Source organism: Streptomyces sp. NPDC027189, from assembly GCF_055566975.1.
Genome location: NZ_JBVHRI010000023.1, coordinates 74404 through 96340, shown reverse-complemented (window position 1 = coordinate 96340; position 21937 = coordinate 74404). Strand labels below are relative to the sequence as shown.

General features: G+C 69.3%; 21 protein-coding genes. All 21 read left to right on the top strand.

Annotated features, from left to right (window positions below; translation table 11 throughout):
- Nucleotides 1–77 precede the first annotated feature (77 nt).
- On the top strand, nt 78–353 hold the full coding sequence (locus tag ACZ4RZ_RS38180) for a hypothetical protein (RefSeq protein WP_467751707.1): 276 nt from the start codon (nt 78–80) through the stop codon (nt 351–353).
- Nucleotides 350–1597, top strand: coding sequence for a hypothetical protein (locus tag ACZ4RZ_RS38175; protein WP_467751705.1), 1248 nt, complete (start codon nt 350–352; stop codon nt 1595–1597). Before ACZ4RZ_RS38180 ends, ACZ4RZ_RS38175 begins: the two co-directional genes overlap by 4 nt.
- 120 nt (nt 1598–1717) lie before the next feature.
- On the top strand, nt 1718–2179 hold the full coding sequence (locus ACZ4RZ_RS38170; RefSeq protein WP_467751703.1) for an IPT/TIG domain-containing protein: 462 nt from the start codon (nt 1718–1720) through the stop codon (nt 2177–2179).
- A gap of 155 nt (nt 2180–2334) precedes the next feature.
- A complete protein-coding gene (locus tag ACZ4RZ_RS38165) occupies nt 2335–2871 on the top strand; it encodes a hypothetical protein (protein ID WP_467751701.1) in 537 nt (178 codons plus the stop codon).
- A 12-nt stretch (nt 2872–2883) separates the two neighbouring features.
- A complete protein-coding gene (locus ACZ4RZ_RS38160) occupies nt 2884–3747 on the top strand; it encodes a hypothetical protein (RefSeq protein WP_467751699.1) in 864 nt (287 codons plus the stop codon).
- 21 nt (nt 3748–3768) lie between these two features.
- A complete protein-coding gene (locus ACZ4RZ_RS38155; protein WP_467751697.1) occupies nt 3769–4404 on the top strand; it encodes a poly-gamma-glutamate hydrolase family protein in 636 nt (211 codons plus the stop codon).
- 1 nt (nt 4405) lies between these two features.
- On the top strand, nt 4406–4741 hold the full coding sequence (locus ACZ4RZ_RS38150) for a hypothetical protein (RefSeq protein WP_467751695.1): 336 nt from the start codon (nt 4406–4408) through the stop codon (nt 4739–4741).
- A complete protein-coding gene (locus ACZ4RZ_RS38145) occupies nt 4741–5277 on the top strand; it encodes a hypothetical protein (RefSeq protein WP_467751694.1) in 537 nt (178 codons plus the stop codon). Before ACZ4RZ_RS38150 ends, ACZ4RZ_RS38145 begins: the two co-directional genes overlap by 1 nt.
- A 40-nt stretch (nt 5278–5317) precedes the next feature.
- Nucleotides 5318–5593 carry a hypothetical protein gene (locus tag ACZ4RZ_RS38140; protein WP_467751692.1) on the top strand — a complete coding sequence of 92 codons (276 nt, stop codon included), beginning with the start codon at nt 5318–5320 and terminating at the stop codon, nt 5591–5593.
- Nucleotides 5590–6015, top strand: a complete 426-nt coding sequence (locus ACZ4RZ_RS38135; RefSeq protein ID WP_467751690.1) for a hypothetical protein — start codon at nt 5590–5592, stop codon at nt 6013–6015. Before ACZ4RZ_RS38140 ends, ACZ4RZ_RS38135 begins: the two co-directional genes overlap by 4 nt.
- Before the next feature lie 73 nt (nt 6016–6088).
- A complete protein-coding gene (locus ACZ4RZ_RS38130) occupies nt 6089–6679 on the top strand; it encodes a phage tail tube protein (RefSeq protein ID WP_133041365.1) in 591 nt (196 codons plus the stop codon).
- A 101-nt stretch (nt 6680–6780) separates the two neighbouring features.
- Nucleotides 6781–7305 carry a hypothetical protein gene (locus tag ACZ4RZ_RS38125; RefSeq protein WP_467751687.1) on the top strand — a complete coding sequence of 175 codons (525 nt, stop codon included), beginning with the start codon at nt 6781–6783 and terminating at the stop codon, nt 7303–7305.
- Nucleotides 7306–7602: 297 nt separating this feature from the next.
- Nucleotides 7603–11631 carry a hypothetical protein gene (locus tag ACZ4RZ_RS38120; RefSeq protein ID WP_467751685.1) on the top strand — a complete coding sequence of 1343 codons (4029 nt, stop codon included), beginning with the start codon at nt 7603–7605 and terminating at the stop codon, nt 11629–11631.
- Nucleotides 11624–12667 (top strand): hypothetical protein, encoded by a 1044-nt coding sequence (locus ACZ4RZ_RS38115; RefSeq protein ID WP_467751684.1) that lies wholly within the window; start codon nt 11624–11626, stop codon nt 12665–12667. The genes ACZ4RZ_RS38120 and ACZ4RZ_RS38115 overlap by 8 nt, the downstream gene beginning before the upstream one ends.
- 66 nt (nt 12668–12733) lie before the next feature.
- Complete coding sequence (locus ACZ4RZ_RS38110) at nt 12734–13702, top strand: hypothetical protein (protein ID WP_467751682.1); 969 nt, start codon at nt 12734–12736, stop codon at nt 13700–13702.
- A complete protein-coding gene (locus ACZ4RZ_RS38105; RefSeq protein ID WP_467751680.1) occupies nt 13702–14901 on the top strand; it encodes a hypothetical protein in 1200 nt (399 codons plus the stop codon). Before ACZ4RZ_RS38110 ends, ACZ4RZ_RS38105 begins: the two co-directional genes overlap by 1 nt.
- An 89-nt stretch (nt 14902–14990) precedes the next feature.
- Complete coding sequence (locus ACZ4RZ_RS38100; protein WP_467751678.1) at nt 14991–18944, top strand: hypothetical protein; 3954 nt, start codon at nt 14991–14993, stop codon at nt 18942–18944.
- A gap of 10 nt (nt 18945–18954) precedes the next feature.
- Nucleotides 18955–19338 carry a hypothetical protein gene (locus tag ACZ4RZ_RS38095; RefSeq protein WP_467751676.1) on the top strand — a complete coding sequence of 128 codons (384 nt, stop codon included), beginning with the start codon at nt 18955–18957 and terminating at the stop codon, nt 19336–19338.
- 103 nt (nt 19339–19441) lie between these two features.
- Nucleotides 19442–19852 (top strand): hypothetical protein, encoded by a 411-nt coding sequence (locus ACZ4RZ_RS38090; protein WP_467751674.1) that lies wholly within the window; start codon nt 19442–19444, stop codon nt 19850–19852.
- Nucleotides 19853–19927: 75 nt separating this feature from the next.
- Nucleotides 19928–20248: a hypothetical protein gene (locus ACZ4RZ_RS38085; protein ID WP_467751672.1), complete on the top strand. Its 321-nt coding sequence runs from the start codon at nt 19928–19930 to the stop codon at nt 20246–20248.
- 330 nt (nt 20249–20578) lie between these two features.
- The gene (locus tag ACZ4RZ_RS38080) at nt 20579–21403 is read left to right on the top strand and encodes a hypothetical protein (protein ID WP_467751670.1); all 825 of its coding nucleotides are present in this window, start codon (nt 20579–20581) and stop codon (nt 21401–21403) included.
- The last annotated feature ends 534 nt before the right edge of the window (nt 21404–21937 follow it).

Below are 21937 nucleotides of genomic sequence, written 5' to 3'. Positions count from 1 at the left end.
AGACGCGGATGAGGGGGTGCGCCCGACCGCGGGTGCACCCCCTCCACGTACCACCATCACGACGACGGAGGACGCCGGTGATCGAGAAGCAACCCATTGGCCTCGCGGAAGAGTTGGACGCGCTCGCCAGCGCCCCCGCCACTCACCGGGGCCCCCAATGCAGCGTCGGCACCTTCCTCGCCGCCGCAGATGAGGAAGTAGCGGCCTCCCTCCGCGCGGCACTGGACTCCGACCGTGTCACCGCCAAGGCCATCGCCGACACTCTCAGCAGGTACGGCGACCCGATCACCGCGTACACGGTGGCCCGGCACCGGCGGCGCGGTGAGTCCAACGGATGCCGGTGCGAGCGATGACCCTGAACAACGACCTGCAGGCGCTGCTCGAACCCGCCGCCCCCGAGCAGAGCCACGCCGCTCAAGTGCAGCGGCCACAGCCCACCGCCCCTCGCGGCTGGGAAAGCGGAGTGCGGTACGAGCCCGGCGGCACGATGGTCGTCACGGCCCCGCCCGCGGATACACCCCCCGCCGGCGAAGCGGACTGGCGCGAGCGCGTCGAGGAGATGGGCCTCGCCATCCCCGAAGGGTTCCGTGTCCGCCTCGTTGAGGCCCGGCACGACCCGGCCGCATGGCACCGCGACGCCCAGGGCGAAGACGCCGTCACCCGCGCCGTCTGGCGCTGCCGGTACGTCATCGAGCCCGCCGCCCAAGCGTGGTTGTCCGCCGGTGACGTCGACGCTCTCGTACGCGACGCGATGCGCCGCCGCCGCAAAACCCGGCCCGCCCTCGACACCGCGGAGCGCGCCCTGGTCGTCGTCTACGCCGACGCGCAGGCCGGGAAGGTCGGCCGGGACGGCGGCACCCCCGAACTGGTCGCCCGAGTCGCTGAGCGGTTCGACCGGCTCGACGACCACCTGCGCGACCTCAAGGCCGTCGGTCGTGGCCCCACCGCCGCGTACTGGATGGATGCCGGTGACTGCGTCGAGAACTACGAGAACACCGCGCAGCAGGCGTACACCAACGACCTCGCCATGACGGAGATGATCCGCGTACACCGAAGGATCACCTTCGAGGGCCTGGACCGGCTCGCCGGGCGCTTCGGCCGGGTCGTCGCCGCGACGTGCGGCTCAAACCATGGCCGGGTCAGGCGCGGCCGCGAGGCAGTTGGGCCGCCCACTGACGACTGGGGCATAGAGGTGCTGTCGCAGATCGCGGACGCCTACGCCCGCAACGAGGACGCCTACGGGCACGTCAGCTTCGTCATGCCGGAGCGGTGGCGGGAGTCCGTATCGCTGGACGTCGCCGGGAAGATCGTGGGCCTGGCGCACGGGCACCAGTACCCGCGCCCGGACAAGGCCGTGGACTGGTGGCGTGGCCAGACGTTCGGCCGTCAGCCGATCGCTGACGCGGACGTGTTGATCACCGGCCACTTCCATCACTTTCGGTCACAGCAGGTGGGCAACGGCCGCCTGTGGATTCAGGCCCCCACCCTCGACAACGGCTCTGACTGGTACACCGCCCGTAGCGGCGAAGTCTCCACGGCCGGCCTCCTGGTGTTCAGCGTCGGCCCGGACGGCTGGGACGACCTTCGGCTCCTGTAGTCGACCAAGATCGTTCTTGCACAATTGTGCAAGCGCCTCCGAATCCAGGGCACGACGCAAGCCTGACCCATGTCCCATCCTTCCGCGGCCACCACACACGGAAGCAGCGGAAGGACACCGATGGGCCTCTACCGAGAGAACGGGCAGCGGATCACGAAGGCGGCATTTCCCGCCGTCGACGTCTCCGACCCGCCCAAGCGCATCACCGAGACCGTCTACCAGACCGAGCCGTACGGCCGCGGCGACGGACGCCCCGAGGGCTCCCGTCGCCACCTGCTCTACCAGGCCGGGGACATCGTCCCTCAGTCCGCGATTGACCGGCTGTTCACCGCGGCGACCATCACCACCATCACGCCGTCCACCGGCCCGGCCGCGGGCGGCACCACGGTCACCATCACCGGCACTGGTCTCGACGGAGTGTCCGCGGTGAACTTCGGGGCTACCGCCGGGACATCGCTCGACGTCGTGTCCGCGACGGAGCTGCGCGTGAAGACGCCCGCAGGCGCGACCGGGGCGGTGAACGTCGTCCTCGCCGACGACGCCGGCAACGTCACCAAGACCAACGGCTTCACCTACGCCTGAGCCCAAACGCCCGGACGGCCCCCAGCTCGGGCAGGGAGCCGTCCGGTGTCACCGTACGTCCGCGCTCCGCCCTCCAGCGACAGGACGCGACACAAGCGCCGCCCAGTGTGCAGGGTGTGCGCCGACCGGAACACCACCCCGAGAGGGAGCCACCCATGGCAGCCACCACCCGCACCCGCAAGACCCCCACCGCAAAGACCGCGGAGAACGGCGACGCCACCGTCGCCGAGACCGAGCAGACCACCGCGGAGCCCACGGGCGACTCCAGCCCGCAGGAGACCGCCACCGCCTCGGCGGCCGCCGAGGAGACGCCCACGGCTGACGCCACCCCCAAGGCGCCCGACGTGGCCCCGCTCGAACCGCCGACCGTCCACGAGGCGCCCGAGCCGCCGGCGGCCACCGGCTATGTCTCTCCGACCGAGGTCATCCCCGACGACATCGCCGAGGTCATCCTCGATGACGCCACCAAGCAGCCTCCGGCCGACGTCGACGCCGTCTTCCAGCCCGTCACCCCGTACGGCTCCACCCTCATGTGCACGGTCCGCCTCATCGAGCGCACGTTCCTCGGGCCGCACCGCAACCCCGTCGAGCGGCTGCTGCAGCCCAAGGGCGCCCACGTCTCCGAGAGCGTCGCAGCCCGCATCCGTGAGCGCCTGGTCGCCCAGGCCGCCGCGACGCAGACCGAGAAGTAACGGAGGCCAGGGGTGTCGGTCTTCGACTACGAACCCATGTACGGCGGGGCGCACTACGACCCCGACCCGGCCGGCGGAGTCGTCAGCCGCCTGGACCTATACGGCACGGCCGACCGCAGCGGCCCGGTGGTCGCCGCGGCGACCACGGTCACCCGGCTACGCCCCGGGGTGTACCGGTTCGACCTGCCCGAGGTACCGGCCGGCCGCTACTGGGGCATGGTCACCTTCACCCCGAGCGACGGGGCCCAGCCGGTCAAGGACACAAGCGTGCGCCTCGACCTGCCCATGGGCATGGGCCTCGTTGCCTCCCCGGAAGCCGTCGCCGACGCACTCGGCGTACCGCTCCCGATCACGGCCGAGCAGCGCAGTGCGCTGGAGACAGCCATCCGCAACGCGCAGGCCGACGTGGTGGGCTACCTCAACCGCCCGGTCGTGCCGAAGGCCATCACTCTGCGCGCCGTCACGCCGTTCTTCGCCGGTGACCTGGACGATGCCGACTCCTGGCCTCTGCCCGACCAGAACGACACGGTTCGAGTCATCGCCTACCGGCCGCACACAGATGGCACCTACGACGTCGACTTCCTGGTCGGTCTCAACGGCGCCACCGAGGAGACCATCGTCCGCTACGTCACCGCGCACGCCGCGGAGTCCGAGCGGCAGCGACCCGGCGGAGTGGGCAACTCGGGGCGCCGGGTGTCCTCTGTGAGCGCCGAAGGACAGTCGATCTCCTACGAGGCCGCTCCCACCGAGGGGCAAGCCGGGGCGCTGCCCACACTGGCGTCCCTGAACCGGCTATGCCGCCGCCTCTACCAGCCACTCAACCGCCCACCGCGCCCGCCCTGGCCGTACTCCACATCACGTGGCCGGTACCGCTGATACACGAAAGGAGCGAGCCCGATGGGCGACCTCTACCAGTCCTACGGTGAGATGGCCGGCGGCCAGATCGAGGGCATCGACTACCAACGGATCTGGCGTGTCTCCCAGGTGTCCACCCTGCTGCACCTGGCCATCCACGGGGGCGGGATCGAGACCGGCACGACCGAACTCGCCGATGCGTCCGCGGCCGACATCCACGGCTTCTACAGCCTGGACGCCTTCAAGCCCTCCGGCAGCAACGCCGACTTGCACATCACGTCGACCCGGTACGACGAGCCGCAGGCCCTCGCCATGGCACAGGGCGCCACGCACATCGTGTCGTGGCACGGCGCGACGGGCACCACGGCGTTCACGTACTTGGGCGGGTTGGACTTCAACCTCCGTGACCAGATCGGCCAGTGCCTGCGGGACGCCGGTTTCACCGTGCAGCTCGCCTCCGAGGAGCTGAACGGCAACGACCCCAAGAACATCTGCAACCGGAATAGCCGCGGCATGGGTGTCCAGCTCGAAATCAGTACCACCCAGCGCGCCGCGTTTTTCACGAACGGCGACATGACCCGGGCCAACCGGAAGAACACCACCGCGGCTTTCACGGCGTACGTCAACGCGGTCAAGCTGGGCATCTCCAAGGCCCTCGTTGTCGCCGGAGCAGGCTGACATGGCCGTCGTCCTCCCGAACGCCTCGCTGACCGTGTACGTCCTCGCCCACCCCTGGGGTCGGGACGCCAACGGTGTGCCCGTCCCCCCGGACCCGAACCAGAAGCCCGTCCCGCGCGGCACCTGGCCCGGGTCGGTCCTCCAGCAGGACGACGGCTCATGGACGGTACGGCTCGACCCGCAGGCATGGCCGGTCAAGGACGGCGACACCATCAGCGATGAGGCCGGCCGTTCCTGGACGCTGACCGGCTCCCCACGCCACCACACGGTTCCTGGCTGCCCGGATGTCGACTACGTCCAGGCCGCCGCGACCCTGAACCCGCCCGAGGTGTTGTGATGGCCGGCGCCAAGTTCACGCCGAACCAGGGGCTCGAGGAGGCTCTGGCCCGCATGATCGCCCCGGCGGTGCAGCGCATTGCGCACCAGGTCGAGATCGAGGCGAAGCGGCTGGCCCCGCCCACCAAGCGATGGGTGACCGTCGGCGACGACAAGGTCCGCCCGACCCACGTCGCGGCGCAGGGGCAGGAGGTCCCCGGGAACCTGCGCTTCTCGATCAACTCCATGGAGTGGGACATCAAGCACCGCGGCGTGGGCGCGCAGACGTACATGCTGGAGCCCCGCGACGAGAGCTCCCGCGCTGTGGCCAACCTCAAGAACTGCCGCTGCACCACGCACAGCGACCCGGAGGGCCTCGCCCGGCACATCAACACGGGACCGCCGGTCGTGGCCGGGAAGAGGGTCACCGTCACCGTGTCCGTGCAGGCCCCGAAGGTCGTCGAGGCCGAGGTGGGCACCGTCTACCCGGGCAACCTGCGAGCGGACGGCACGCACTTCATGTCCCGCGCGGCCGCCATCGTCGCCGCCCGCCGCTGACGGCGCGACACAAGCGGGCCGGGCCCTCACAGTGCCCGCCATGGCTACGAACACCACCACCAAGAAGCCCGCCACCGCGGCGGAGGAGAACACCGAGGCCGTCACCGAGACCGCCGAGGCCCGCCCTGAGCGCGCTCGCCGCGCCCCGACCGTCGTCGGCCCGCCCCTGGGTGAAGACCAGGAGCCGGTGACCGTCACCCTGTCGCATCACCTGCGCATCGACGGCGCCGACTACACGCCCGGCACCGAGATCAACGTGTCCCCGGACTACGCCCGCCGCCTGCGCGTGCAGGGCTTCACCGCCCGCTCACGATGACCGAGCTGACCGTCGCGGACGCCGACCCGGTCTCCGTACTCCTGGCCTGGCTCCAGCAGAGCGATGAGGCCGCCGACGCCCTCGGTGGTCCCGGCCGCGTGTCCGGCATCCCCGAAGCACCCTGGCCGCACCTCGTCATCGGCCACGGCCCCGGCGGAGACCTGCGCGACCTGCGATGGGCCACCGCGCCGGAGGTGACGCTCGAGGTGCACGGAGACCCGGGCGGCTGGCCAGGCAGGGCGGAGCTACGCCGCATCCTCGTCCGCTGCGCCCAGGCCGCCCAGAACATCGTCGAGGCGCCGCACACGCCCGGCCTGCCGGTCATCAACGGTGTCAAGCCCTCCGGCCTCCTCGTCTGGTCGCCCCTCGTCGACGGTCAACCTCGATGGCTGATGAACCTCTCCGTGACCCTCCACCCGTGACGACGCGACGTTAATCACCCCAGCTCTCCAAGGTGTCCGCGCCCTAGCACCGGACACCTTGGAGAACCCCGTCATGGCAGGCGAGACCACCAACAACAACCAGATCGTCATTCCGTCGATCACCCGGGTCTATCTGGCCCCCGTCGGCACGACCGCCCCGGCCGACGCCACCGCGGCGCTGCCCGCCGCCCTGCGCAGCGTCGGTCTCACCACCGAGGACAGCTTGAAGTTCAACAGCGAACCGAACTTCGAGCAGGTCAAGTCCGCCCAGTCCTCGTATCCGACCCGCACCTTCCAGACCTCCGATGCGGCCACCATCGAGGTCGACCTGCAGCAGTGGTCCGGTGAGAACTTCCGCGCGGTGTACGGCGGCGGAGAGATCAGCACCATCAGCGTCGCCGGGCCGCCCGCGGCAACGCACTACAAGTTCACCCCGCCGCGCATCGGTTCCCGCACCGAGGTGATGGCAGTCATCGAGGTCATCGACGGCGGCAAGCACTACCGCTACGTCGTCCCCCGCTGCATGCAGATGGAAGGCGTCTCCAAGGATCTCGCCAAGACCAAGGAGGCCGTGCTGCCGCTCAGGCTCGCGGTCCAGGGCGGCGACGACCTCGACGCCTGGTACGTCCTCACCGACGACCCGGCCTTCGCGCCCGCGACGTGACCCCTCGCGGCAGCGCGCGACACAAGCCCCAACGGCTTGCCACTGTCCGCGCGCTGCCGCACCACCGCGACTCAGCTACGCAGACACGAGAGGTCACCCCCATGTCGTTCGTCATCGACCTGGACGCCGAACGCCGCGAGGTTCAGCACCCCGACGGCATCCCGGTCCTGTTCGGCGGAGAGCAGTTCATCTTCCCGGCGGAGCTGCCGGCCGACGCCCTCGACCCGATCCTGTCCGAGGAACTGGACCTGATGGGCCTCCTCGGTGAGGTCCTCGAGTCCTCCGACGGCGACGCCGGCGTGAAGGAGGTCGTCAACGCCCTCTTCCGCCGCCCGTCCCTGCCGCTCAAGTTCCTGGAAGCCGTACGCCAGACGTACGCGATCCTGCTCGGCGACCAGCACGAAGACTTCCTCAAGGCGCGCCCGTTCATCGGCGACTACGTCCGCCTGACGATCGCCCTCATCCGGGTCTACGGGGTTGAGCTGGGGAAACTCTTTCGGTCGGACGACTCCTCCGCGAACGATTCGCAGACGTCGAATCCGACCTCTCCCGCTTCCACGGAATCGACGCCCGACGCGTCTGGCTCCGACCAGGACAGCCCGGATTCATCGGGCTCCGACGGCTGATCTCCCTCGTCGACGGTCTGCCAGACGACTCCCAGGTCCGCTCACGCCCCCTCGGGGGCTGGAACCGCGTCCTGGAGCTGCTGGCGCTGATCGTCGAGGAGATCGGACTCCTCGCCGCAGACAAGCGGCGTGAGGAGCCGACCACCATCGTTCGCCCGCCGCGCTCCACCACAGCGAAGCACAGCCGCTCCGGCCCCTCGCCGCAGCAGCCGCAGCCCGAACCGGAGCCGCCGGCGCCCCGCATGACCGGCCACCGCCAGATGCTCATGGCCGCCATGCAGAGAGGAATGGTCCGCAGTGGCTGAGGGCCTGCAGGCCGGCCGCCTCGACGTGCCGGTCGTCGCCGACCTTGCGGGTTTCGCGGCGAAGCTGCGCAGCGAAGTCGAGGCGGCCGCCGAGGGCCTGGCCGCCAAGATCAAGGTTGAGGTCAACGCAAAGGGGCTGCGCAAGCAGCTCAAGAAGGCCGTGGAGGAGGCGTCCAAGGGCGTCACCGCCAAGGTCAAGGTCAAGGTCGACGAGGAGCGGTTCCGCAGCGAACTCGACGGCATCCGCCGCAGTATCGACGACCTCGACCTGAACCTACCCGTCAGGCCGGACGGCGACGGCGAGAACGGCGGCCGCCGCGGCGGTCTCCTCAGCGGGCTACGCAACCTCATCACCGGCGCCCAGGATGAGGCAGACCGCCGCCCGGTCAACGTTCCGATACGGGCGAAGATGCCCAGCGGCCGCGGGCTTCTCATCGGCGGACTCCTCTCCCTGCTGGAGCCCGCGGTCGCCCTCATCGGCCAGTACGGCGCCGGACTCACCGCCCTGGTGTCCGCGGCCGCGCCCGCGGTCGGTGTCCTCGGCGCGATCCCCGGGCTGATCGCCGCGGCGGGCACCGCCGCGATCGGAACCAAGATTGCCTTCTCCGGCTTCGGTGACGCGCTCAAGGACACGCTGAAGATCCAGCAGAAGCATGACGCCGGGATCAAGGTCACCAAGGCCGAACAGCAGAAGCTCGACCAGTCCCTCGGCAAGCTGTCGAAGTCAGCCCGCGAGACCGTCACCGAGGTCTCCTCTCTCTCCGGCGCATGGGGCAAGGTCCGCAAGAGCATCAGTGAGCGGTTCTTCTCCAAGATCGCCGGTGACATCAAGCCCCTGGCGAAGTCAGTCCTTCCCCTGTTGAAGGACGCCCTCGGCGACTCCGCCTCACAGATGGGCTCCCTCGCCGACCGCGCCGCCAAGGCCATGAAGTCCGGCGTCTTCCGCAAGGACTTCAAGACGATCGCGGGCACGAACTCCCGCGTCATCGGCAGCCTGGTCGACGGCCTGGCCAACATGGGCCACGCCACCACCGACTTCCTCATCGCCTCCGGCCCGTTCGTCGAACGGGTCGCCCAGGGCGGCAAGCGACTGACCCAGTGGTTCCGGGCCTCTGTGCAGGCAGGCCGGGAAACCGGCAGCCTCGCGAAGTTCCTTGATCACGCGGGAGACAAGGCCGCACAGCTTGGCCGCACAACCGGCAGCCTGATCCGGGGTTTCGGCGGAGTCGGCCGGGCGGCCATGGACACCGGCAACGCCCTGCTAGATGGCCTCGAGGGCAGCATGAAGCGCTTCGAGCGCTACGCCAACTCGGGCGCCGGGCAGAAGGCGATGAAGCAGATGTTCAGCGACGCTGCCCCCGCCTTCCACGAGGTCAACCTCCTCTTCGGGGACCTCATGCGCGGGCTCGGCCGGTCCATGAAGGACGGCGGAATCACCGACCTGGTCCGGCAGATCCGAACCGAGCTGATGCCCGCCTTGGGCACCTTCTTCAGCTCTCTCGGCCAGACCGTGGGGCCCGCGATCATCTCCGTGATCTCGAACATCGCCACGGCGATCGGGAACCTGTCGGCGGCCGGCTCCGGGCTCGGCGTTCTGCTGGTGACCTTCAACGGCCTGCTGCAGATCTTCAACGGGATCATGGGTGTGATCCCCGGGGCGAACAGCGCCCTGGCCATCTTCCTGGGCACGATGCTCGCCCTCAAGGTCGTCAGCGGCGTCGCCACCATGCTGCGCGGCTTCGGCACATCCGTCGTAGCCGCGGGAACCTCCGTGCGCACGCTGAACACCACGCTGCGCGGCACCGCGACCGCGTCAGGCACGAGCCTGAGCCTCTGGGGCCGCATGTCGGGTGTCTACAGCCGCGTCTCGCAGCAGGGCGGCCGCCTGACCGGCACCCTGCGCGGTATCGGTGCCGCCAACAAGGTCGCCGTACGGGCACTCGGCGGCATCACCGGTGCACTCGGCGGCCCCCTCGGTATCGCCATCACTGCCGCGACGATCGGTCTCGGCTGGCTCGCCTCGAAGCAGGAGGCCGCAGCGCGCGCCGCGGAGGCGCACGAGGAACAGGTCGAGAACCTGGCGCAGGCCCTGGCCCAGTCGAACGGCGAGGTCGACGCCAACGTACGGGCGCAGGCAGCGGCGTACCTGTATGACGTCAAGCTCGCCGATGGCAAGGGCAAGTTGGTCGATGTTCTGCGCGACGCCGGCGTGAGCCTCAAGGACGTCACGAACGCCTACCTGGACCAGGGCGGCTCAGTCGACGACCTGCAGAAGAAGCTGACGAGCTTGGCCGACGCCACGAAGTATTACAAGAGCTATGCCGCCGACAAGGCGTCCGAACTCGTCTACACGGAGCAGGGCGAGAAGTACAAGGCCGCGGCCGACGCCTTGGGGGACATGAACGGCACCCTCAAGGAGACGAGGAAGAGACAGCAGGAACTCGCCGACGCGACGAACGGCAGCACCTCCACCGGCACCACGGCGTACGACCGGCTGCAGACGGCCGTACAGGGCTTCGCCGACAAGACCAAGAGCGCGGACGAGCGGACCGACGCCCTCAAGCGGGCACTGGACGCCCTCAGCGGCAACACCCAGAGCTTCCACGATGCTGAGGCCCAGCTCAACAACGTGATGCTCCAGATCGACGACACGATGAAGTCGAACATCGACCACGCTGACGGCTGGGGCAAGGCACTCGTCGGCAACGACCAACTGGTCGACACGAGCACGAAGAACGGGCAGACCCTCAACAGCCAGCTCACGGAGCTGCGCGACAACATGCTGGCCGTCGCCACCAAGGCGCAGGAGGCCGGGGAGCAGGGCTTGATGCCCATGTCCGATGCCATGGACAAGGGCCAGGCCGCCATGGAGAAGGCCCGGAAGAAGGCCCTCGAACTCGCCCGGGACATGGGCGTCCCGAAGGACCAGGCGAGGGCGCTCGTCGACCAAATGGGATTCGTGCCTGACACCATCACCACCCTCGTCACCGCCAAGGGCATCCCGGAGGCGACCGCCGAGGTACTGGCCCTGCGCGGCAAGCTCGAAAGCATCCCGCCGGGCAAGGGCATCCAGATCAACGCGCCCACCGTCGCCGCCCGCGAACAGCTCGAAGCCCTCGGCTTCACCGTGCAGCGAATCCCCGGCAGCAAGAAGGTGACCGTCTCGGCCCCGACCGGGGGCGCGCGCGTCAACATCGCCGCCCTGGCGCAGGACATCGCCAACGCCCCGGACAAGAAGAAGGTCACAGTCCAGGCGATCATCCAGAAGGCCGCGGGCGACCTGAAGAACGTCCAGCAGAAGGTTGCGGGCCTGCCCAAGGGCAAGAGCATCGAGGTCAAGACGCCCACCGCGGTCGCCCAGAAGGCGCTCAAGGAGCTCGGCTACAAGATCCAGAACGTTGACGGCAAGGGCGGCAAGACGGTCAGGATCACGGCCCCGACGAAGTCGCCGCTGGCGAACGTGCAGCGCATCCAGACCGCGATCAACAACCTGACCGGCAAGACCGTGCACGTCACCGTCCAGTACAGCGAGTCAGGCAAGCCCTCCGTGGTCCACACACACGCGGACGGCGGCATCGTGCGGTACGCCAACGGCGGCATCCGCCGCGCTATGGACCGCGTCCGTGCCTTCGCGGCCGGCGCCGAGAACCACATTGCGCAGATCGGCAAGCCCGGTGAGTGGCGGCTGTGGTCGGAGCCGGAGACCGGCGGTGAGGCGTACATCCCCTTGGCCCCCGGCAAGCGCAAGCGCAGCGAGGCAATCCTCGAGCGCGTCGCCGAGATGTTCGGCGGCCGGGTCATCTACTTCGCCAACGGCGCGATGCGCCAGTACGCCCAGGGCGGCGTACGGACGCGCGCCACCACCGTCAGGCAGCGAACGGCGGCCGCGCAGGCAGCCGGGTCGCTCGTCGGCGGTGACCTCAATCTGAACATCGGTGCGGTCGCATCGACGGGAACCGCTCTGGAGGACGCCATGTTCGAGCTGCGCCGCATCCGCCTGGGAGGTGGAGGCAATGCGTGACGGTGAATGGCTCCTCGGCTACTCCTCCTACGACAACTACCCCGGGGCATCTTTGACCTTCGGCCGCGAGGCGCAGGGCATCTACTGTCTGAGCGAGCCGGACATCACGTTCGCCGACATGGACCTGGCCGACGCGGCAATGCCGGGCGAGGACGGCGTCCGCATGGGCCGCGACTACCAGCGCAACGCGACGGTCACGTTCGAGCTGGGAGTCGACGGCGTGGGCGGCCCCATCGACCTGCATTGGCCGATGCGCCCGTGGACGCGAGGAACCCGGGTCGGTGACTGGAGCGACACGGAGGCAGTGCTCGCGGCCTACAACAAGAAGGACCAGAGCCCGTATCAGTGGGGCCTGGACGGCGTGAACATGCTGCGCCAGGTGTGGCGGGCCGACGGCATCCGCGGAAAGGCCGGCCGGGCTGCCTGGCTGGTGCACAGCTCTGGGGGACGCACCCGCCAGTTGTACGGGCGGCCGCGGAAGTTCGCCGTCTCCCACTCCCGCCTGAGCCGTCAGGGCTACACGCCCGTCGTCTGCGAGTTCGCGGCCGTCGACGATCGGTTCTACGAGCAGACGGAAAAGGAAGTCGAGCTGTACGACCACCAGTTCATTGGGCTGCCGGGTCGGCCCGGCCGGATCTCGGGCGGCTCCTGGCTGTTCACGTCGAAGAAGACCGCTTCGTTCCAGCAGCGCGGCACGCTCAACACGTACCCCTACGTCGAGATCCACGGGCCGTGCAAGAACCCGAAGCTCACGGTGACGCCGGCTTTGTGGGAAGTGCAGCTCTCCATGACGATCCCCGACGGCGAGCACGTCACGATCGACGCCCGCCCATGGGCGCGTACGGTCACGCACTACACGAGCTCGTCGTCGAAGTCGGTGGCGGACAAGCTGACCCGGTCGAGCCCGCGGCTGTCGCAGATGTTCCTCCCGCCCGGGTACTGGACGGCGTCGCTGTCCTACACCAAGTCGTCGGCCCGCGCCCTTGAAGGGCCGCGGATTCGGATGGCCTGGCGGGATGCGTACTCGTGGTGGTGAGCGGGCGACAGTAGCGCCCGCGGCCTCGCACTCTCTCCTCTCCCGTACGGAGAAGGAGAACAAGTCATGGCGTGGGACGGCATCCCCTGGTTCGTCGAGGGCACGGCAGCGTCCGAGGAGACGCTGCGCCTGATCGTCGAGGCGGCAGCGTGCGGCGGTGAGGGCGTTATCGCCCCCGCCGACCTCCTCGTCACCGCGCTGGACGCCCCGGCCGGCGCCGTGCAGGTCGCGCCGGGGTCCATGGTTGCGAAGCGGCGCGCGGCCGCGGGCGGAGGCGATCAGTCGTACGCGGCCCGCATGCCGACATCCGAGCAGGTGGACATCGAGCCGACGTCCTCGGACGGGGGACGGTCGGACCTGATCATCGCCAGGGTTGAGGACCCCTACGGCGGGGAGACGTGGCCAGCCCCCGAAGACCCGACGGTGGGGCCGTACGTCTTCACCAGGGTCATCCCCGACGTGCCGCCCGGCACCACGAGCGTCCTGGACATCGAACCCGATTCCACCGCCATCACGCTCGCCCGGGTCGACCTGCCGCTATCGACGACCACCATCACCGCCGGCATGGTCACCGACCTGCGGCAGATTGCGCGGCCGCGCACGCAGACCTCCCGCCGCTACCTGCCCGGCGCGTGGGCGTCCCCGGACGACGTCGGTCCCATCACCGACGTCTGGGAGCTGTTCCCGCTCGGCGCCACGTGGACGGAGAAGGTGCCGGAGTGGGCGACGCACGTGAGCGTGCACGTCCTCATCACGGGCTTGCTGCACCCGGACACGACGGAGGCCCGCGGGCAGGTGCGTGTGTCCTTCAACGACCAGCACGGTGTCGGCATGCCGTACGGGGCCACCCAAGCGGGTCGGCTCGCCGTCCAGGCGGGGCACAAGTTCCTCCTCGACCCCGTCGACCGCGGGCAGATGCGGGACATCGACATCGAGGGCATCGGCACGGCGGGCTTCACCGGCGTCCTGCGCGCGGACGCGTACACGGTGCTGTCGCTCGAAGTGACCTACTCGCAAGAGCCGGTGAGCGCCTGATGGCCTGGCGGTACATCGCGATGCGCGCGGTGTCGGGTGACTTCCTCGACTGGGACGTGCCGTTCGTCGCGGACTCGCCGCCCAAGCGGGAGCTGAACGGGCCCGGCCAGATGACGGGGAAGATCGAGCCGGAGTATCTGCGGCTGATGGCCAAGCCGGACGGTCTACCGGTCATCTCCGAGTGGTCGACGGCCCTGTTCGCCGAGTTCGAGGGCCGCATCCGATGGGGCGGCCTGGTCACGAACCTGTCGTTCGAGGGCCAGGCGATGAAGGTGTCCTGTGCCGGTTACACCGCCTACCCCAGCGGCATGCCCTACCTCGGGTCGGTGATCCGCTCCGGCGCCAAGGTCGCCCAGAAATGGGCGTACGACGGCAAGGACAAGAACCACGACGGCTACATCGACGGCACGCACCCCAAGAAGAAGATGCCGAAGAAGCCGAAGGACAAGGTCAGCACCCGATGGGATGCGTACGACGTCGTCCGGCACATCTGGGCTCACCTGCAGGACTACAAGATGGGCAAGTTGGGCGTCACCCTCGACGGCCACGACTCCGGGTACAAGCTGGGCTCCTCGAACGGCGAGGACCCGTGGGAGCTGCTGTGGTGGGACAACCCCGACTGTGGCTCCACGATCACCGACGTCCTGAACCTCGCGAAGGGCGATTTCCTCGAGCGTCACTACTGGGACGGCACAAAGGAGAAGATCCTTCACCACATCGACCTGGGCACACGGCGACTCGGTAAGGCCCGCTCCGACCTGCGCTTCGCTCAGGGCGAGAATGTGATCGAGATCGCAACCCCCAACTATCAGGGGGACTTTTTCGCGAACAACGTGTACGTCCTGGGCAAGGGGTCCGGGCAGAAGACTGCCCGGGTCCGCGTCGTCGTCGACGACAAGCGGCTGCGCCGCGCGAAGATCATCACTCACAAGAGCACCGCGAACACGAGGACGTTGACCGAGTACGGCAAGAAGGAGCGGGCCCGGCACTCGGAACAGCTCACCATCCCGTCCATCGCGATCCGTCACCACCCCAACGCCCCGCTCGGCTCATGGGCGCTCGGCGACCGCATCCTGCTCCAGGTCGAGGTGCCGTGGGTGGGCGAGCTCGCCATCTGGCACCGCGTCGTCTCCGAGGAGATCGACCCCGCCGCCGGCACCGCGGTCCTGCAGCTCACGCGCAGCGACTTCTACGGATGACCAGGCCGCGACACTAGCCCCTCCTTCCTTCCACTCTCCCGCCTGCCCCGGAGATCCCGGCGGCCGCGGAAGCAGTGGAGGGAGGACGGGTGTCGTCCTTCAACCTGGACGAGCGGGAGAAGGCGAAGCAGTTCGCTTCTTACTTCAAGCAGCTCGAGGACCGGCTGGCAGCGCTCGAACGGTCCAACCAACTCAACAACGCGTCTATCGAGGGCGGCTCCCTCGACATCTACGACGAGGAGGGCACCCTCAAAGGCTCCGTCGGTGTCCAGCCGGACGGCACGGTCGCCCTGGTCCCCGACCCCGTCAACACCGAGCCACCCCCGACGCCGACGGCCCCGACCGTCGAGTCCGCCCTTGCCGGCCTCCTCATCGGCTGGGATGGCCAGTGGGCCGACGCCGAGGCGGCGCCCAACGACTTCGCCCTGATTCAGGTTCACGTCGGGACGACCGAGGGCTTCACGCCGGACGTGACCACGCAGGTCGCCACGATCACGGCCTCTCTGGGTGGCTCGGTCACTGTGCACATCGAGGGCTACGCCCCCGTGTGGGTGCGCTTGGTCGCACAGAACACCGCGACGCTCACTGGAACCCCGTCCACGGCCGTACAGGGGCAAGCCCGGCAAGCCGTCTCGCAGGATCTCGTCGACGGCATGGTCACCGAGACCAAGCTGGCTGCTGCTGCCGTCACCGCGGCGAAGATCGCACTCGGGGCTGTCGGCACCACAGCGCTCGCCGACGGCGCGATCCTTGAGGAGAAGCTGGCCAAGTCCGCGGTCACCCTCGACAAGATCGCTTCGGGCGCGGTCACGATCAACGCGCTCGGTGGCGCGCTCAGCGACTCGGCAGCGCAGCGCTACGTCGACGCGATGGGCGATCCGACGGCCTGGACGACCGTCGCCAAGGGCTCAGGCGCTGCCTGGAACCACCTCACCGGAGTGACGGACGCTCCGACCGGGCGGACCGTCGGTCAGGCCCAGGGGTTTGTCCAGCAGCAGGGAACCACCCTCATCCCCTACGAGCCGGGCGTCTTGTACCGGGTCAGCGCCCGCGTCCGGCTCACTGCTCCCGCAGGAGCCTCGGACACCTTCTACGTCGGCGTGCTCGGCGTCGGCGCGGATAAGACCACGCTGGTCAACCGCAACGGGGCAAACAGCTTTAACAGCCATTACTACGTCGCCGCGTCCGGGCAGACCATCACCACGTCGAACAGCTGGGTCACCGTCGTCGGCTACCTCAAGGACCGGGCCGCGACGGGCGTCAATGGCTCGGCGGGCCCGAACAACGATCCCCGCTCGTCGGGGCTGGTCCACGCCGACGTGCGGTTCATCTCGCCGTACCTGTGGCTGAACTACAACGCGGTGGGTGGCGGCGCGTCGAGCAGCGTCATGCAGGTCGACGCATTCACCATCGAGGCTCTCAAGACCGGCCTCGTCGACTCAACCAACCTGGTCGCCGGAAGCGTGACCACCGCGGCCCTCGCCACCGACTCGGTGACGGCTGGAAAGGTCGCGGCGGACGCGATCGGCGCCCGAGAGCTCCAGGCCAACTCCGTAACGGCTCTGGAGCTGGCGGCAGGCTCGGTCACTGCCAACGCCGTGGCGGCTGGCGCCATCACCACGGACAAACTGACCGTCACTGGTGGCGCGAACATCCTGCCCGACCCCAGCTTCGAGGGCGCCGTCACCGCCTCACTGATCCTGGGCCTGACGTACGCAGCGCAGGACAAGACCAAGGGCAACGGCTCGGCGGCCTCCCTCAAGATCGACTGCCGCTCGGCCACCGCCGTGTATCGGGACGTGCCGCTGACCCTGATCCCGATGCTCGCCGGTGACCAGCTCTACCTGGCCACGGACTACTTCGCGTCCACGGACTGGGCCGGCGCCTCGCTGAACATCCACGCCCGCTGGGAGGACCAGGCCGGCACCATCCTGGGCTACGGCGTCGTCGGCACTACCGGAACCCCCGTGCTGGGTGGCTGGACGAGGCTGTCCGGCACCGTCACCGCCCCAGCCGGAACCGTCCGGGCCGCCATCCGAATCCAGGTCGCGGGCGTGACGGCGGGTGACGCCTGGTTCGACAACGCAGCGCTACGCCCCGTCGTCCCCGGCGTCCAGATCGCGGACGGCTCGATCACAGCGCCGAAGATCCTGGCCGGGGCGGTCACCACGGACAAACTGCTGGCCCTCGCCGTGACCGCGGAGAAGATCGCCTCTTTGGCGATCACCACGGACAAGCTGGCGGCCCTCGCGGTCACCGCGGACAAGCTGGCCGCGAACAGCGTCACCGCGACGAAGATCCTTGCCGGCACGATCGACGCAACTCACATCAAGGCTGGGTCACTGACCGCCGACCGACTCGCGCTCGGCACCGACGGCAACGTGATCGCCGACCCCAGCTTCGAGGGCGCTGTCTCCGACCAACGGGTCACCGGGCAGACGTACTGGTCCATCGTCACCCCCGGCAACAACACCGCGCGTGCCCTACAGGTCAACGCCGCCAACGGCACCGCAATCACCCGCTCGATAACCCTCGCAACGCTGCCCGCGGTCCCCGGCCAAAAGCTCTGGCTCTCCATGGACTACTTGGCCTCCGCCGACTGGGCCGGAACCCGCATCAGCATCTACGGGCAGTGGCTCGACTCGACAGGCACGGTCCTCGGCTACAGCACCATCACCACCGGCGACGGCCTGGCCGTGAAGGGCACGTGGACCACCGTCAGCGGAGTACCCGCCGAAGCAGCCCCAACAGGCACCACGCAGGTCCGCGTTGCATGTTCCACCGTCGAGAGCACCGCTGGCACGGTCACGTACGACAACACCTCATGCCGAGTCGTGATGGCGTCCGGCGTGGCTGGCCAGCGGGCCGAACTAAGCCCCGCGGGTCTGCAACTGTTCGACGACGCCGGTGAAGAGGCGGTATCGCTCCTCACAGGCCGTCCCAACTACCTGACGATGAGCACCGATGGCGTGCCGGTCGCCACCATCGACCAGGAGGGCAAGGCCGGCTTCCAGGCGATGGCCATCGCTGACACCCTGACCATCGGCGGTGACGACCTCGCCGCCATCCTCGATCAGCGACCGCGCGGCATCATCGCCTACGGCGTACCGGCTACGACGGTGACGTCGACGGGCACAGAGATCGGCTTCTTCGAACTGCCCGCCACGATCGTGAGCGGACGGATGTACCGCATCAAGTTCCACGCGACGGCCGACTTCGACAACGCCAACGACGGTGAGGCCCGGGTCTACCTGCGTGACGGCGGTACTGCCACGCCCACGATCACCTCGACGCTCCGTCAGCACGTGATCCTCGCCCCGTCGAACACGGGCCGGTACTGGACGGCCGAGCTCGAGCACATCGTCCCGGCGAGCGCCCTAGGCGCGGGCCTGCACAGGTTCCTGCTGTCCTTCTACAACGAGGGCGGCACCAGCGGGCAGACGTTCGAGTTGGGCCTCCCCACCACCGGCCGAAGCTGCTACTTCATCGTCGAGGACATCGGCGCCGAGATCCCCAAGACCGGGGTCTACAACACGGGCGGCGGCACAGCGGACCCGCCGGTCCAGCAGTACATCAAGACCTACTCGGCGACCTGGTCCGGGTCGTACGCGAACCGCGGCTCGTACAACTCGTACTACGGGAACTCCTGCTACCAGGGCTACTACAGCTCGACCAACGGCATGCAAGCGAGCTTGATCGGCTTTTCCTCGTCCCTGGGCACGGACCTGTCCGGCGCAACCATCCAGAAGGCAGAGATCTACCTCTACTTCGATCACTGGTACTACAACAGCGGCGGCAGCGCCGTGATCAAGGCCCACAGCTTCACGTCCCGCCCGTCCACGTTCTCCTGTGACCCCGAGTCCAAGACCGTGAGCTGGGGCAAGAACGTCGGCAAGTGGGTCGACATCACCAGCGTGTTCGACTCGACGAAGTGGCGAGGCATTGCCCTGGACCCAAACAACTCCAGTCTGACGTACTACGGCCGCGCTCGGGGCTACGGCCAGACCAACCCCCCGAAGCTCCGCGTCACCTACACCAAGTGAGGAGTCCTCAATGCCTGCGCTGCCGCTGCCGCTGGACGTCATGTGTGGTCTCGCGAACGAGGCGTCTTTACTGCCACGCATCCGCATGGCCATCGCTGTGGTCGCGCAGGAGGTCTTCGCCGAGGCATCGGATACGCCCGGCACCCTGATGCGCTGGAACCTGGCGAAGACCGTCCTGAGCCCAACTCCGGCGCAGGCCGCGTCAATGGCCGTCGGCATCGTCTGCTCTCCGCCCATGCTTGCGGCCGCCGCTGGCACCGGCGCCACGGACCCCGCCGCCATGGCGGCCGCCATCACTGACGACCAGATCCTCGAAGCGATCCGCGCAGGGTGGAACGCGGTGGCCGGCATCAGGCCGGACGCGGCCGCGCAGGTGCAGGAGACGACGACGTAAAGCCTCGCGGTGGTGCAGCGTTCCGGGCTGCGGGGAGCCTCGGGCCTTCGGGCCCCGGCTCCCGCGCACCCAAGCTGACGACCGATGACCGAGGAGGCGCCCCGTGGAGTGGCTCACCTCTCTGGCGCCTGTCCTCTCCCCCTTCTTCAGCATGACCGGTGTGCTGGGCGGGGCGTGGCTGGTGTACCGGGGGAACAAGCGCAAGACCGACAGCGACGCGCAGGCACAGGAGGCCAACACCTTCGTGGCGTCCGTCCAGACCGTGACCGAGGGCTTCACCAAGCTCCTGGAGCAGCAGCGCGAGACGAACGCCAAGACCCTCGAGCGGGTGACCACGCTGGAGAACCGCGTCGAGCGCCTGGAGGAAGAACAGCGGCAGTGGCGCCGCTGGAAGGCCGCGGCGGTCGAATACATCCACCAGCTCCGCGCCCTGGTCGCCAAGCTGTACGACCGTCCCGCACCCACGCCGCCGCGCGAACTCGCCGAGGACCTGGTCGACGGGCCCGGTACTTGAGCGAGCACGCGACGCAAGGCACCGGCGCCGCGCACAGTCCGCCCGTCACGCAACCCAGCATGAAGGGCAGGACCCATGAGCACTCTGCAGTCCCTGACGACCGGCGCCCAGGTGGGTGCTGTGCTCCCGCTTCTCACCGCGGTGGTGCAGCGCCCGGCCTGGCCGGCGAAATGGAAGAAGGTCGTAGCGGTCGTGGCCGCGCTGATCGCCGGTGTCGCGGCGGTGGCCGCGGACGGGGGCCTGGACCAGTTCCAGCACGGAAAGCTGACGGCCGCCACCTTCCTGGGCGTCCTCGCCGCCTCCCAGACCAGCTACGACCTTCTGTGGAAGCCCAGCAAGCTCGCACCGATGATCGAGTCCCTGACGACCAAGAGGACGCCTCAGCAGGCCGCATAAGAGCGACGGCGCCCGTCCGGCCCCCCGCCGGCGGGTACCATCAGCACTCGAGGTGGCTGTATCGCTGCCGCGACAAAGCGTTGAGACTGCCGTCAGGCGTTGGGTTCAGAGACACCGCGGTGTTCCTTCCCCAGGGCGCGCCTGACAAGTGCATCGAGACCACCGGGTGCGTGCAGAGCACTCGGGGCCGGAGAGTGGTTGCTCCTGCGATGACCCGGCACACGCTGTCGCAAGGCTCGGTACGGCCACCTCTTGCTGCCCCAGCCAGGCACGACGCGCACTTTCGGCCCGAGAGCAGCGGGCCCGACCCGAACCGGAGGAACCAACCGCATGGCCGAAGCGCACGAGATCGAGGCGGCGATCAAGCGCCTGTCGGGCATGGCGCCCGACGAGTTCATGAACGCGGTCGTCCGCCACGTCACAGGGACCCCCGACAAGCGCGACGCCCCGCACGACGTCCAGGCCGCCGCGTTGGCCGCGCCCCAGATGGCACCGCGGACCCTCGATGCGCTGGAGCTCGCCATCAAGCGGGCCCGCACCTTCCTGCCCCTCCAGGAGGGCGAGAGCAGGAAGCAGCAGGCGGCCCGCATCGCGCCGTTCCGAGCCGACCTGCAGGCGGCCATGCGCCCCTACCAGGACGTCGTCGAGGACCTGGCGCACGAAGAGGCCAAGCACCTCGCAGCGCTCGACGACGAGACGTTCACCCGGCGGTGGACGGCGTTTGTCCTCGACGAGCCAGTCACGGGACCAGTGCCGCGGCGGGTACAGGCCCTCGCCTTCCGGTCACCGAGGGTAGCGGCCAGGGCGGACGAGGTCTGCCGCCTGATGGCGGAGGAGCCGGGCCGGTTCCTGCCTGCGGCCGCGCCCGACGAGAGCCGCAAGGCGCACGACGCCCGTGTCCGTGGTCTCCGCGACCGGGCCGCTGCAGAACAGCGCTTCCTGCGGTACGCCATCCAGTACGCCGAGGCGCGCTACGGCCGGATGCCGAGCGAGCCGAACGTCCGGCTGCGTGCGCTTCGCCTCCTCGGTGACAAGCACCCCGAGGAGCTGTCGAGCCTCCTGCACCAGGTGCGTGCGGAGCTGCAGGAGGGGAAGCGGGAAGCGCGCCGGGACGCGCGCGCGGTCCGCCGAGCCGCGACGAAGCGCGCGCCGTAGGGGCGCGGCAACAGGCCGGAACACCGAAGAGGGCGCGCCCAGTGGCGCGCCCTTCATCGTCTCCGGGCGCGCCTCGCCCATGCGCGCAGGCGCGCCGAGCCCGCGCGCTCGAGGGAACCCGCGCGCGGAACCTGACAGCGCGGCCGCGCCCCGCTCCACGGTCGAGGGCGCGCCCTCGAGGGCCGCGCTAGCCAGCACGCGCGCCGCGCCAACCGTTGTCGATCACTTGCGCGGGCAGGCGCGCGGCCACCCGGGCAGAGGGCGCGCCATGGGCGAATTAGCAGGTCACAGGGCCCGCGCCTCCCGAACGGTGGGGCGCGCCCCCGGCGCGCGCGATGCCGCGCGGACACAGGCGCAGGGCGCGCTCGCCTCGGATCGGCGCGGCGCGCGGCGCGGCGAGGCCGGAGCGCCGCGCGCCAGATAGGGGCGCGCCTGGTCCGCGCGGACGCGGCGATGCGCGCGGCTGGAGGCGCGCCAAGATCAGCCCGTGGCGCGCGGGGCCGTGGGGGGGGGGGGGAACTTGCGGGGGCGGGG